The sequence below is a fragment of the Streptomyces antioxidans genome (assembly GCF_000968685.2).
In the GTDB taxonomy this organism is placed as follows: Bacteria; Actinomycetota; Actinomycetes; order Streptomycetales; family Streptomycetaceae; genus Streptomyces; species Streptomyces antioxidans.
In genome coordinates this window covers 1-13,173 of the sequence record NZ_LAKD02000182.1, presented here as the reverse complement: position 1 = coordinate 13,173, position 13,173 = coordinate 1, and the positions used below count along the sequence as shown (strand labels likewise).

The 13,173-nt window shown below is 71.1% G+C and carries 9 protein-coding genes and 1 pseudogene; 3 read left to right on the top strand and 7 right to left on the bottom strand.

The window, feature by feature from the left end:
- The first annotated feature begins 33 nt into the window (after positions 1 to 33).
- Positions 34 to 1,704, top strand: coding sequence for an ATP-binding protein (locus VT50_RS37415; RefSeq protein ID WP_240529485.1), 1,671 nt, complete (start codon positions 34 to 36; stop codon positions 1,702 to 1,704).
- Positions 1,701 to 2,411: a response regulator gene (locus VT50_RS37410; RefSeq protein ID WP_046089681.1), complete on the top strand. Its 711-nt coding sequence runs from the start codon at positions 1,701 to 1,703 to the stop codon at positions 2,409 to 2,411. The genes VT50_RS37415 and VT50_RS37410 overlap by 4 nt, the downstream gene beginning before the upstream one ends.
- 52 nt (positions 2,412 to 2,463) lie before the next feature.
- Here the strand turns inward: VT50_RS37410 and VT50_RS37405 are convergent, their stop codons facing one another.
- From VT50_RS37405 to VT50_RS37395, 3 genes are all read right to left on the bottom strand, one after another.
- Positions 2,464 to 4,071 carry a solute symporter family protein gene (locus VT50_RS37405; protein ID WP_046089682.1) on the bottom strand — a complete coding sequence of 536 codons (1,608 nt, stop codon included), beginning with the start codon at positions 4,069 to 4,071 and terminating at the stop codon, positions 2,464 to 2,466.
- Positions 4,068 to 4,514: a DUF485 domain-containing protein gene (locus VT50_RS37400; protein ID WP_046089696.1), complete on the bottom strand. Its 447-nt coding sequence runs from the start codon at positions 4,512 to 4,514 to the stop codon at positions 4,068 to 4,070. The genes VT50_RS37405 and VT50_RS37400 overlap by 4 nt, the downstream gene beginning before the upstream one ends.
- 219 nt (positions 4,515 to 4,733) lie before the next feature.
- Complete coding sequence (locus tag VT50_RS37395) at positions 4,734 to 6,857, bottom strand: DNA gyrase/topoisomerase IV subunit B (protein WP_046089683.1); 2,124 nt, start codon at positions 6,855 to 6,857, stop codon at positions 4,734 to 4,736.
- Between the two features lie 441 nt (positions 6,858 to 7,298).
- On the opposite strand from VT50_RS37395, the gene VT50_RS37390 reads away from it, so the two are divergent.
- Positions 7,299 to 7,529, top strand: coding sequence for a DUF7455 domain-containing protein (locus VT50_RS37390; protein WP_046089684.1), 231 nt, complete (start codon positions 7,299 to 7,301; stop codon positions 7,527 to 7,529).
- A gap of 239 nt (positions 7,530 to 7,768) precedes the next feature.
- On the opposite strand, the gene VT50_RS37385 is transcribed toward VT50_RS37390, so the two are convergent.
- From VT50_RS37385 to VT50_RS37370, 4 genes and pseudogenes are all read right to left on the bottom strand, one after another.
- Complete coding sequence (locus VT50_RS37385; RefSeq protein WP_046089685.1) at positions 7,769 to 8,599, bottom strand: S1 family peptidase; 831 nt, start codon at positions 8,597 to 8,599, stop codon at positions 7,769 to 7,771.
- A gap of 220 nt (positions 8,600 to 8,819) precedes the next feature.
- Positions 8,820 to 10,394: an RNA polymerase sigma factor gene (locus tag VT50_RS37380; RefSeq protein WP_053048787.1), complete on the bottom strand. Its 1,575-nt coding sequence runs from the start codon at positions 10,392 to 10,394 to the stop codon at positions 8,820 to 8,822.
- A gap of 462 nt (positions 10,395 to 10,856) precedes the next feature.
- Positions 10,857 to 11,810: a FadR/GntR family transcriptional regulator gene (locus tag VT50_RS37375; protein WP_075200523.1), complete on the bottom strand. Its 954-nt coding sequence runs from the start codon at positions 11,808 to 11,810 to the stop codon at positions 10,857 to 10,859.
- Positions 11,811 to 12,051: 241 nt separating this feature from the next.
- Positions 12,052 to 13,173: pseudogene (locus tag VT50_RS37370) on the bottom strand (ABC transporter); the annotation flags it as partial.

Here is a 13,173-nt window from a genome sequence, read left to right as displayed (position 1 = left end):
CCTCCCACCCGCCCTTGGTTACCCTTCGTTGCCATGAGCGCCGCGATACCGCCGGGGCCGACGGCCACGGCCACGAGGTGGCGCATCGGCTGGCCCCGACGCGTCTTCTCCCAGGTCCTGCTGATGCAGCTGGCCATCGCCACGGGTGTCACCGTGCTCGCGACGGGCCTCTTCCTCGCACCGCTCAGCGACCACCTCGACGACCAGGCCATGCGCCGGGCCCTCGCCATCGCCCAGACCACGGCCGCCGAGCCCCGGATGGCCGACGCGCTCCAGCACACCCGGCCCACCCCCGGCGGGCCGGTGCAGACCGGGGCGGAGCGCATCCGCCGGGCGACCGGCGCCGAATATGTCGTGATCATGGATCGGCGCGGGGTGCGCTGGTCCCACACCTCGCCCGGCGAGATCGGGAAGCATGTCTCCACCGACCCCACCGAGGCCCTACAGGGCCGGGAGGTCATGGAGATCGACGAGGGCACCCTCGGCCGGTCGGCCCGCGGCAAGGTGCCGCTGCGCGCCGGGGACGGCCACATCGTGGGCGCCGTCTCCGTGGGCATCTCCTACGAGAGCGTGCGCGCCCGGCTCGTCGCCGCGGTCCCGGAGATGCTCGCGTACGCGGGCGGCGCGCTCGCGGTCGGCGCGCTGGCCGCGTATATGGTCTCCCGCCGGCTCCAGCGGCGCACCCACGACCTGGCCTTCTCCGATATCTCGGCACTGCTGGCCGAGCGCGAGGCGATGCTCCACGGCATCCGGGAGGGCGTCGTCGCGCTCGACGCCCAGGGCCGGATCCGGCTGATCAACGACGAGGCCCAGCGGCTGCTGGAGCTGCGCCCCGAGGACACCGGGCAGCCCCTGGCGGCGGTGCTGTCCCCGGGCCGTACGGCCGATGTGCTGTCCGGGCGGGTCACCGGCGCCGATCTGCTGACCGTCAGCGGCGGCCGGGTGCTGGTCGCCAACCGGATGCCGACGGACGACGGCGGCGCGGTGGTCACCCTGCGTGACCGCACCGAGCTGGAGCGGCTGGGCCGCGAGCTGGACGGCACCCGGGGCCTGATCGACGCCCTCCGGGCCCAGGACCATGAGCACGCCAACCGCATGCACACCCTCCTGGGCCTGCTCGAACTCGAACTGCACGACGAGGCGATGGAGTTCATCACCGAGGCCATCGGGGTGCACCGGGCCACCGCCGAACAGGTCACCGAGCGGGTGCACGATCCGCTGCTGGCCTCCCTGCTGGTCGGCAAGGCCACGGTGGCCACCGAACGCGGCGTCTCGCTGTCCGTCGCCGGGGACAGCCTGCTGCCCAACCGGCTGGTGGACCCGCCGGGGCTGGTGACGATCGTCGGCAATCTCATCGACAACGCCCTGGACGCGACGGTCGGTTCGCCGGAGCCGCGGGTCGAGGTGGAGCTGTGCGCTGACGACCGTACGGTGCTGCTGCGGGTCTCCGACACCGGACCCGGGATCCCCGCCGACCGGCGCGATGTGGTCTTCACCGAGGGCTGGTCGACCAAGGAGCCGCCCGCGCACCGCAAGCGCGGCATAGGGCTCGCGCTGGTCCGCCGACTCGCCGAGCGCCAGGGCGGCAGCGTCCGCGTGTCCGACCGCGAGGGCGGGGGCGCGGAATTCACCGTCGTCCTCCCCGAGGCGCTGGCCGAACAGCCGGCCAGGACGCCGCTGACCGCTACAGGAGAGCCACGATGACCCTTGGAACCGGACCGGGCGGGCTCCTGGAGGTGCTGGTCGTGGACGACGACGTCCGGGTGGCCCGGGTCAACGCCGCGTACGTCGGGAAGGTGGCCGGATTCCGCGTCGCAGGGCAGGCGCACACCGCCGCCGAGGCGCTGGCCTTCCTGGAGGGCGCCCAGGGCATCCACGTCGACCTGGTGCTGCTCGACCACTATCTGCCGGACGAGACGGGGCTGTCGCTGGTGCGGCGGCTGCGGCAGCTCGGCCACCACACCGACGTCATCATGGTGACCGCGGCCCGCGACATCGCGACCGTACAGGCGGCCATGCGCCATGGCGCGCTGCAGTACCTGGTCAAGCCGTTCACCTTCGCGGGGCTGCGCGCCAAGCTGGAGGGGTACGCGGCGCTGCACCGCGCCCTGGAGGGCGATGGCGAGGCCGGACAGGACCAGGTGGACCGGATCTTCGGCGCCCTGGGCGGCGCCTCGGCCGGTCCCGCGGAGCTGCCCAAGGGCCATTCGGCGCTCACCGCCGATCTCGTACGGGAGGTGCTGCGGGGCGCGGAGGGCCCGCTGTCGGCCCAGGAGGTGGCCGAGCGCTCCTCGCTGAGCCGACAGACGGCACAGCGCTATCTGAAGCTGCTGGAGCGCACGGGCCGGGTGCGGCTGAGCCTCAAATACGGCGAGACCGGCCGCCCCGAGCACCGCTACGACTGGGTCTGAGCCCACAAGCCCTCCCCCGCCCGCCTTATCCCCGCCTCAGGCGGCGCCCGCCTCAGGCCGCGCCCGCCCCGGTGAGCGCCCGCACCTCCGTCTCGGCGTGCTGGGCGGCATGGCCGGGCACATCCGCGGGGGCCGGTCCGGTGACCGTCCCGAGCCAGCCGGCGAGGAACCCGAGGGGCACCGAGACAAGCCCCGGGTTCTGGAGCGGGAAGAGGTGGAAGTCCACCCCGGAGAAGATCGCGTCCGGGCCCCCGGAGACCACCGGGGACAGCACCACCAGCACCACCGCGGGAAGCAGCCCCCCGTAGACCGACCACACCGCGCCGCGCGCGGTGAACCGCCGCCAGAACAGCGAATACAGCAGCACCGGGAGGTTCGCCGAGGCCGCGGCGGCGAACGCGAGCCCCACCAGGAAGGCCACGTTGAGGTCATCGGCGAGCAGCCCCAGACCGATCGCGGCCACCCCGATCCCCACCGCCGCGATCCGCGCGACCACCACCTCGCCGCGCGGAGTGCACCCCGCCCGTCTGCGCAGCGAGCCGTAGAGGTCATGGGCGACGGAGGCCGAGGAGGCGAGGGTGATCCCGGCGACGACGGCGAGGATGGTGGCGAACGCGATCGCGGCGACCACCGCGAACAGCACCGTGCCGCCGGTCGATCCGGCGCCGCCGCCGAGGTCGAGCGCGAGCAGCGGAACGGCCGTGTTCCCGGCCGCGCTTGAGGTCCGTACGGCATCGGTTCCCAGCACGGCGGCCGCGCCGAAGCCGAGCACGATCGTCATCAGGTAGAAGCCGCCGATCAGCCCGATGGACCAGATCACCGAGCGGCGGGCGGCCCGGGCGGTGGGCACGGTGTAGAAGCGCGAGAGGATGTGCGGCAGCCCGGCGGTGCCCAGCACCAGGGCGAGGCCGAGGCTGATGAAGTCCAGCCGGGCGGTCCAGTCGCCGCCGTACTTGAGCCCGGGGGCGAGGAAGTCCGCGCCGTGTCCGCTGTTGTGCGCTGCGGTGCTGAGCAGGGCGTCGAGATCGCCGCGGAAGCGGATGAGGACCAGGGCGGTCAGCGCGGTCGCCCCGCCCATCAGCAGCACGGCCTTCACGATCTGGATCCAGGTCGTGGCACGCATCCCGCCGAGCGCCACGAAGACCACCATCAGGGTGCCCACGCCGATCACCGTCCAGGCGCGGGCGCGCCCGCCCGTCTCCCCGATCAGCAGGGCGACCAGACTGCCCGCGCCGACCATCTGGGCCACGAGATAGAGCACACAGACCGTGACCGAGGAGATGCCCGCGGCGATCCGGACCCGGCGCTCCCGCATCCGGGCGGCCAGCACATCGGCCAGGGTGAACCGGCCGCAGTTGCGCACCAGTTCGGCCACCACCAGCAGGACCACCAGCCAGGCCACGAAGAAGCCCACGCAGTAGAGCACCCCGTCATAGCCGAAGAGCGCGATCAGACCGGAGATCCCGAGGAAGGACGCGGCGGACATGTAGTCACCGGCGATGGCGAAGCCGTTCTCCATCGGGGAGAACAGCCGCCCGCCCGTGTAGAACTCCTCCGGTGAACCGTGCCGCCGGCGCCCCGCCCAGGCGGTGATGGTCAAGGTGGCCACCACGAAGACGCCGAAGAGCAGCAGCGCCAGGCTCCGCTGATCGCCGGTCACCGCCCGTGCCTCCGCGTCATCTCCTGCGTCACCCAGCGCAGTTCCAGCGCGACGCGGTCCCGGCGCAACCGTGCGTGCCGGGCGTACGCCCACGTCAGCAGGAAGGTGGTGGCGAACTGGCCGAGCCCCGCGGCCATCGCCACGTTGAGCGTGCCCACGACCGGGCGGGCCATCAGCTGGGGTGCGGTGATGGCCGCGACGACATACGCGAGGTACCAGATGAGGAACGCGGCGGCCGCCGGGAACACAAACCGGCGGTAACGGCGGCGCACCTCCTGGAAGGCGGCGCTGGCGTGCACCTCCGTGTAGACCGCCTGGGCGGCGGGGGGACGCGCGCGCGGGGGTCCTTCCGCCGTGCCGTCCGTCTCGCCCCAGCCGGACGCGAGCGCGTCGTACCACGGGTCCTCACGTCGCGCCGCTCCCGTGTCGCGCGCGTTGTGCATGTCCACCCCGAACACTCCTTGTTCACTGCCGCATTCGCCGCATGACCAAGGATGGGCAGATCAGAAAGATCCAAGACCCTTCAATACCGGACCTTCACCCCATCAGGTGACTCAGGTGATGAACTGCCCGGAAGCGGCACCGCAGGGGTTGGGGAAACGCCGAGCAGGGTCCCCCGGGTGGGAGACCCCGCCGGACCGGCCCCGCCGAGGGGCCGGGCGTCAGACGTCGATGCGCGACCGGTCCAGCGTGGCCGCCGAGTTGGTGATGAACTCCTTACGGGGCGCGACCTCATTGCCCATGAGCAGGTCGAAGGCGCGCTCGGCGGCCTCCAGGTCGCTGATGTTGATGCGCCGCAGAGTGCGGTGGCGCGGGTCCATCGTGGTCTCCGCGAGCTGGTCGGCGTCCATCTCGCCGAGACCCTTGTAGCGCTGGATGCCGTCCTTATAGCGGATCTCCCGGCGCTGGAGGTCCAGCAGGGTCTCCTGGAGCTCCTGGTCGGAGTAGGTGTAGAGGTACTTGCTCTGCCCCCGCTTGGGGTTCACCAGCTCCACCCGGTGCAGCGGCGGCACCGCCGAGAAGACCCGCCCCTGCTCGACCATCGGCCGCATATAGCGCTGGAAGAGGGTCAGCAGCAGACAGCGGATGTGGGCGCCGTCGACATCGGCGTCGGCGAGGAAGATCACCTTGCCGTAGCGCGCCTGGTCGATGTCGAAGGTCCGGCCCGATCCGGCCCCTATCACCTGGATGATCGCCCCGCACTCGGCGTTCTTGAGCATGTCGGAGATCGACGACTTCTGTACGTTGAGGATCTTGCCGCGGATCGGCAGCAGCGCCTGGAACTCGGAGTTCCGGGCCAGCTTGGCCGTGCCCAGCGCCGAGTCCCCCTCGACGATGAACAGCTCGCTGCGGGCCACGTCGTCGCTGCGGCAGTCGGCCAGCTTCGCGGGCAGCGAGGAGGACTCCAGCGCGGTCTTACGGCGCTGCGCCTCCTTGTGCTGGCGGGCCGCGATGCGCGTACGGGCCGCGGCCACGACCTTCTCCAGGACGGCGCGGGCCTGCTGCTTGGCATCCCGCTTGGAGGAGGTCAGGAACGCCTTGAGCTCCTTGGCGACCACATTGGCCACGATGCGGGAGGCCGCGGAGGTGCCCAGCACCTCCTTGGTCTGGCCCTCGAACTGCGGCTCGGCGAGCCTTACGGTCACCACCGCCGTCAGGCCCTCCATGGCGTCGTCCTTGACGACGTCGTCCTCGGCGACCCGCAGCATCTTGGCGGCGCGCAGCACCTCGTTCACGGTCCTGCTGATCGAGCGCTCGAAACCGGAGACATGGGTGCCGCCCTTGGGGGTGGCGATGATGTTGACGAAGGACTTGACCGTCGCGTCGTAGCCGGTGCCCCAGCGCAGCGCGATGTCCACGCCCAGCTCGCGGGTGACCTCGGTCGGCGTCATATGGCCGCGCTCGTCGAGGACCGGCACGGTCTCCTTGAAGGTGCCCTGCCCGGACAGCCGCAGCACATCGCAGACGGCCCTGTCCTGGGCCAGGTACTCGCAGAACTCGCTGATCCCCCCGTCGTAGCGGAAGGTCTCCTCGACCGGCCCCTCCTGCCCGTCCAGACCGCGCTCGTCCCGGACCACCAGGGTGAGCCCCGGCACCAGGAACGCGGTCTGCCGGGCACGTGCGTACAGCGTCTCCACGGAGAGCCTGGCGTCCTTGAGGAAGATCTGGCGGTCCGCCCAGTAGCGGATGCGGGTGCCGGTGCGGGTCTTGGGGACCTTCTTGCCCTTGAGGAGGCCGCTGGACGGGTCGAACGGTGCGTCCGGCCCGGATTCGGTGAAGATCCCGGGGACACCGCGGCGGAAGCTGATCGCGTGGGTCTTGCCGTCGCGGTCCACCTCCACGTCGAGACGGGCGGACAGCGCGTTCACCACGGAGGCGCCGACGCCGTGCAGACCGCCGGAGGCCGCGTACGAGCCGCCGCCGAACTTTCCGCCGGCGTGCAGCTTGGTCATCACGACCTCGACGCCGGACAGCCCCGTCTTGGGCTCGACGTCCACCGGGATCCCCCGGCCGTTGTCCCGCACCTCCACGGATCCGTCGTCGTGGAGGATCACCTCGATGTGGTCGCAGAAGCCGCCAAGGGCCTCGTCCACCGAGTTGTCGATGATCTCCCAGAGGCAGTGCATGAGACCGCGGCTGTCGGTGGAGCCGATGTACATGCCGGGGCGCTTGCGCACCGCCTCGAGCCCCTCGAGGACGAGAAGGTGCCGCGCGGTGTAGTTACCGCCGCCCCGGTCTGCTCCGGTCAGCAGCGCAGTGGACGGCACGGACGTGTCGGCGGTCACGCGGTTCGCTCCTCGCTGAATTTCTGGTTGGCCCGGCTGTGGGCACGATGGTGGCATGGTCGCCCGACAGAGCGTACCGAGGCTTGATAGAGCCGTTGTGCCGCCACCCGTTGAAACGTCCATGCTAGTCGCACGGGCCACCGTTTCGCTCGTACGTTCGATAGCTCATGGCGGTGCCGCACACATCACGTTCCCTTTCAGGCATGAACCATTTAGGCTCCGGGCACGTCCTCATTCACAACCGGCAACCCGGCCGGGAGGGCAAACCAGACAATCGACGCGAAGCATCAAAGCTAGGCAATACGGCTCATTCGCCGCCAAACGTCACCATCCGGCCTACTCAGAAGCAACTTTTGGGAAAAAGCCACGAGCGGGAACGATTTCAGGCTGGTTGGATGTTGACCCTGGTACGACAGCTCGTCGAGCTAGAGAAGAGGCGACGTGACTACTGTTCTGACCCCCGCGAGCCCGTTGACGGCCGCTGACCGCTGCGATCGCTGCGGCGCCCAGGCGTACCTGCGCGTCGTGCTGATCAGCGGTGGTGAACTGCTCTTCTGTGCCCACCACGGGCGCAAGTTCGAGCCGGAACTCAAGAAGATCGCCGCGGAAATACAGGACGAGACCGAGCGACTCACGGCCGTTCCGGCGTCCGCGTCCGACGACGAACGCTGACGCCTCATACCCACGACGACGAGCGACGCCGGCCCAGGGCCGGATTTCGGGCGGTCTGCCCCCTGAGGGGCGGCCGCCCACGCTCGTGTCACGGGCCCTTCCGCGCCGTCGGCATGATCCAAGAGCCGCTGTGGACATGCTCCAAGAGCCCCGGGAGGCCCGCCCCGAGGCCGCTTCCAGCCCCCTCCACAGCCGCTCTCGGGCCCTCCGCATCCACAGGCGCCCTCGGCGCCCCCGCGTCAGCCATGGGCGGCCACCAGACCGGCCACCGAAGAGATCCTCGTGTAGACACCGGGCCGCCCCGCCATGGCGCATCCGCTCCCCCAGGACACCAGGCCCACCAGCCGCCCCCGGACCACCAAAGGCCCTCCGCTGTCCCCCTGGCAGGCGTCCCGGCCCCCGTCCGGCAGCCCGGCGCAGACCATGGAGCGCGGGTCGTAGTCCCCCTCGGCGTTGCCCGGATAGGCGCTCTCACAGACGCTGTCGGCCAGCACCCGGACCGTCGCGGTCCGCAGCGACGAGGCATAGGTGCCATCGCCCTCCGTATCGCCCCAGCCGTACACCGAGGCCGGTTCGCCCGGCTGGTACGCCTGGTCGCCGGTGCCCGCCATGCGGATGGCGTAGGGCGCGGGCACCGCGACCCCCAGGGTGAGCACCGCGATGTCCCCGGCCCTGTTGTCGCCCTCGTACGCCGGGTTGACCCACACCCGCGCGAGCGGGTACTCCACCCCGTCCTTCTTGCGCAGATCGTTGCGGCCGATGATCACCTTCAGGTCCCGGACGTCCCGCCAGTCCTTGCCGAGCACCCCACCGCTCAGACAGTGGGCCGCCGTGACGACCGTTGTGGGGCCCACCACCGCCCCGCCGCAGAACTGGCCGGACCTCTTGTCCCCGAAGATCGCACGGCTGGCCACGGCCACCGCCCAGGGCGCCTCGACCGTACGGGCCGGATGCCCGCCGATCACCACCCGGTCGGCCGTCGCCGGGGCGGGCGCGGTGAGCACTATCGCGAGCGCGGCGGCCAGCGGCACCGCCAGGGCGGTGAGGAGCGAGCGGGACGACCTGAGCATGCGGCCTCCTGACCATACGGAGCAAGACGCACACTCAGCGTTACCCCCTCCGTCGCGAAGCGCATCCCGGGTGGGCCATGCGGGGAACGTCGCGCCGGGGGTGTCGCCGCGCAGCGCGAAGGCCGGGCTCCCCCGGAGGGAACCCGGCCTTCGCGCGGTACCGCTTCCGCCGTAAGGCGGCCGTCGCGGCTATAAGGCGATCACGCAGCCGCGGTCCGCATCAGTCCAGGTAGTCGCGGAGCACCTGGGAGCGGGACGGGTGGCGCAGCTTCGACATCGTCTTGGACTCGATCTGACGGATGCGCTCACGCGTCACGCCGTAGACCTTGCCGATCTCGTCGAGGGTCTTCGGCTGACCGTCGGTGAGGCCGAAGCGCATCGAGACCACGCCCGCCTCGCGCTCGCTGAGCGTGTCGAGCACGGAGTGCAGCTGCTCCTGCAGCAGGGTGAAGCTGACCGCGTCGGCCGGGACGACCGCCTCGGAGTCCTCGATGAGGTCACCGAACTCGCTGTCGCCGTCCTCGCCCAGCGGGGTGTGCAGCGAGATCGGCTCACGGCCGTACTTCTGGACCTCGATGACCTTCTCGGGGGTCATGTCGAGCTCCTTGGCCAGCTCCTCCGGGGTGGGCTCGCGGCCCAGGTCCTGGAGCATCTGGCGCTGGACGCGCGCCAGCTTGTTGATGACCTCGACCATATGCACCGGGATGCGGATGGTGCGGGCCTGGTCGGCCATCGCGCGGGTGATCGCCTGACGGATCCACCAGGTGGCGTACGTGGAGAACTTGTAGCCCTTGGTGTAGTCGAACTTCTCGACCGCACGGATCAGACCGAGGTTGCCCTCCTGGATGAGGTCCAGGAAGAGCATGCCGCGGCCCGTGTAGCGCTTGGCCAGCGAGACCACCAGGCGGAGGTTGGCCTCCAGAAGGTGGTTCTTGGCGCGGCGGCCGTCCTCGGCGATGATCTCCAGCTCGCGCTTGAGCTTGGGGGCCAGCTTGTCGGAGTTGGCGAGCTTGTCCTCGGCGAACAGACCGGCCTCGATGCGCTTGGCGAGCTCGACCTCCTGCTCGGCGTTGAGCAGCGGGACCTTGCCGATCTGCTTGAGGTAGTCCTTGACCGGGTCGGCCGTGGCACCGGCCGCGGCGACCTGCTGCGCGGGGGCGTCGTCCTCGTCCTCGTCGGAGAGCACGAAGCCCGCGTTCTCCGGCTCGGCCTCGGCGCCCTCGGGACCGGGCTTGCCCGGCGCCTCCTCGATGACGTCCTCGCCCTCGAGGATCTCGTCGGTGACGTCCTTCTTGGCGGTGGTCTTCTTCGCGACCGTCTTCTTGGCGGCGGCGGGGGCCTTCTTGGCGACCGTCTTCTTGGCCGCGGTCTTCTTGGCGGCGGCCTTCTTCGCGGGGGTGACCGTGGCCTCATCGGCCGGGGCAGCGCCCTCGTCCGCGGTGGGGGCGGCGACCGGGGCGGCGGGGGCCTTCTTGGCGGTGACCGACTTGGCCGCGACGGGCTTGGTGGCGGTGCGCTTTGCCGGGCTTTTCGCTGCGACGCTCTTACGGGTGCGCTTGGGCGCCTCTGCGGCACTGACCATCAGCGTCACGCCCTCCTCGTCGAGGATCTGGTTGAGGCTGCGCAGTACGTTCTTCCACTGGGTTGGCGGAATCTGGTCAGCCTCGAAGGCCCGGCGCACATCGTCGCCGGCGATCTGCCCCTCAGCCTTTCCCCGCTCGATGAGCGCCATGACAGACTCCGACTCGGCGATCTCCGGCGGGAGCGTACGGGATGTGCTGGCCGACACGAACAACCTCTCGGAACGTTGGAAACGGCTTCCGGCTCAGTCCACTGGGGACCGGAGCCGACGACCGCCGGCAGGGATGAACCGACGGCGCGGGCGGAGTGCGGAGGAGTACGGCGTTTTGAGCGACATCCGTATTCCCTCCGCGGCTGCCACCTCTTTAATCATCGCGCTGCCCCAAAGAGCGTTACGCCCAATACTCGTGGCCCGAGTCACACCCCATAACGGTCTTAATGCCCATCCAACGGGACAAAAAACTCCCGGTCGCGCACCGACGGGAGTCACACGGCGCCGATCGATCAGATCGCGCCGCGCCGCCGAACCCGCGGCGCGGGATCCGGCGACGCCCTCTCGTACGGTGTACGGCATCCATCGGACCGGAACTCGCCGCCTACTGACACCGCCCTGCCGTACGTCGTACGCCGCACGCCTCGGACGCCCGGTGCTCCGGGCAGCCGGACGCGCCGCGGATCAGTGCTCGCGCGGCGCGGGCACCCCGACCTCGGCATGATCGAGATCCGGGTGGACGGTCAGCAGCTGGCGCATCGCCGCCTCGGCCGCCCCCGCGTCGCCCTCGCCGACCGCCTCAACGATCCTGCGGTGATGGGTGACCCCCGCCTCGGTGAGGCGGTCGCAGCCGGAGACCGGGGCCCCGGAGACATGGAGCGCGGCGGCGACGATGCCCGCGAGGTGCTCCAGCATCCGATTGCCCCCGACCTGGAGCAGCAGTGCGTGGAACTCGGCGTCGGCGCGCGAGAAGGTGAGGGCGTCGCCCTGTGCCAGCGCATGGCTCATGATCTCGACCATGTCGCCCAGCCGCTGCTGCATCTCCTCGCGGCCGTGCCCGGCGGCGAGACGGGCGGCCAGCGGCTCGATGGTCCAGCGCAGCTCGCACAGCTCACGGCGCTGGTCGTCGCGCTGTGGACCGAAGGCGCGCCACTCGATGATGTCCGGATCGAGCAGGTTCCAGTCGCTGACCGGGCGGACCCGGGTGCCCACATTGGGGCGGGCGCTGACCAGGCCCTTGGCCTCGAGGACGCGCAGCGATTCCCGTACGACGGTGCGGGAGACCTCGAAGCGCTGACCGATCTCCTCGGGGACCAGCGGACGGTCCGCGCCCAGGTCACCGGAGACGATCATCTGGCCCAGCTGCTGAACGAGTTGGCCGTGCAGCCCGCGGCCCCGGTTGCCGGCCGCGCGCCGGCCCACCCGGCCGATCTCCGCCTCGGCACCGTCCCAGGAGGAGGGGGCGCTGGCGCGGTCGGCGCCGGGGGCCTCGGCGTAGGAGTAGCGGTCAAGCTCGCCCGAACCGGCCAGGCCGGAGTCGGCGGGGCGAGCCGCGGTCATCGTGGTGTGCGCAAGGGTACTCACGCATCCTTTGTCGGCGACGCCCCGGAAGCCCTTGAGGTCTTTGGTGAAAAGCACACGAAAGGGTGATCGCCCATTACCTCATAATTGACGCTCAATCGGACAGAAAGAAGCACCCTTCGGGGAGTTGCGAGCAGTTCGCGCGACGGCTGTACGAATCCGCTCCGGGCCTGATCCACTGATCTGCAGGCGGAGCCGGGGCCGGGCGGCCTCCGGGCTGAGCGGGCGAGGGAGCGGGCGAGGGGGATGGGCGTGCGGCGGCGTGCGGGATGGGGGCGGGACGGGTGCGTGACGGGTGCTACTGGCGGGTGCTCTTGCCGCGCAGACCGGTGAGGGCGTAGGCGCACAGCAGGACGGCCACCGACAACATCAGCGCCTGGCCGACCGGTTGGGAGGCGAGCCGTACGGCGACCGCCAGCCCTCGGTCGATCATGGAGGGCGACCGGTCCAGCGTCTCCGCGCGCAGCCGGTGCGGCAGCATGACCAGAGAACGCAGCGACGGGTCCTGCGCCGCGCGCTGGACGACGGGCACCGCGAGGATCGGCACGGCGAGCAGAGTGGCCAGCCCGAGCGCGGCGGAACGGAAGACTCCGGCGGCGAGCAGCCCGGCCCACGACGAGCCGATGGTCAGGCCGAAGACGCCCAACACCAGTGCGGGCCAGTCGCCCGGAAGTGGCACCGCGTCGCCACCCACGAGCAGCAGGAGCGCCGCGCTGTCGAGCACGATGACGCCGAGCGACAGCAGGACGGCACCGGCGGCGCAGACCGCGAATTTGGCGGCCAGCAGCCCGAGTCGGCGGGGCACGGCGTCCCGGGTCGCGGCCAGCGCCGGGAAGCGGAACTCATCGCCGAAGGCGAGGGCGCCCAGGAGACCGGCCGCGATGGCGACGGGTGGCAGCGGAAGGTCGGCGGGCCAGCCGGTGAGCCGGTGCAGCTCCCCTGTGTCACCGGTGCGGGCGAGCAGCACGGAGGCGAGGAGGGAGGCGACGATGGAGGCGACGCCGATCAGCCAGCCGGTCCTTACGCCGGTGGCGCGGCGCACCTCGTAGCGCATCGGCCAGGCGGGGCCGGGGAAGCGGAGCTTGGGGAGCAGCCGCAGCGGGGGCGCCTCGGGGTCGCGGGCGCGGAGGGCCGCGGGAGTCCCCGGGCCCAGATCGGCGGTCTCCTCGACCAGCCGGTGGACCACGATGCCGTGCCGGTAGGCGGTCTCCCCGACCGACGCTTGGGACAGGCCGTAGACGGAGATGTGGGTCTCGTCGTCCCGTACCACGGAGAACGGGTCGGCGGGCGCGGCGACCGGCTCCTCCTCGGCCTCGGCCCCGGTTCCGCTGCCGACTCCGGCCCCGGCCCCGACGCTGGTTGGCGCGTGAGGCGCGTCGGTGTCGACGGTGGGGGCGGGGATGGAGGCGGGGGGCGGGGC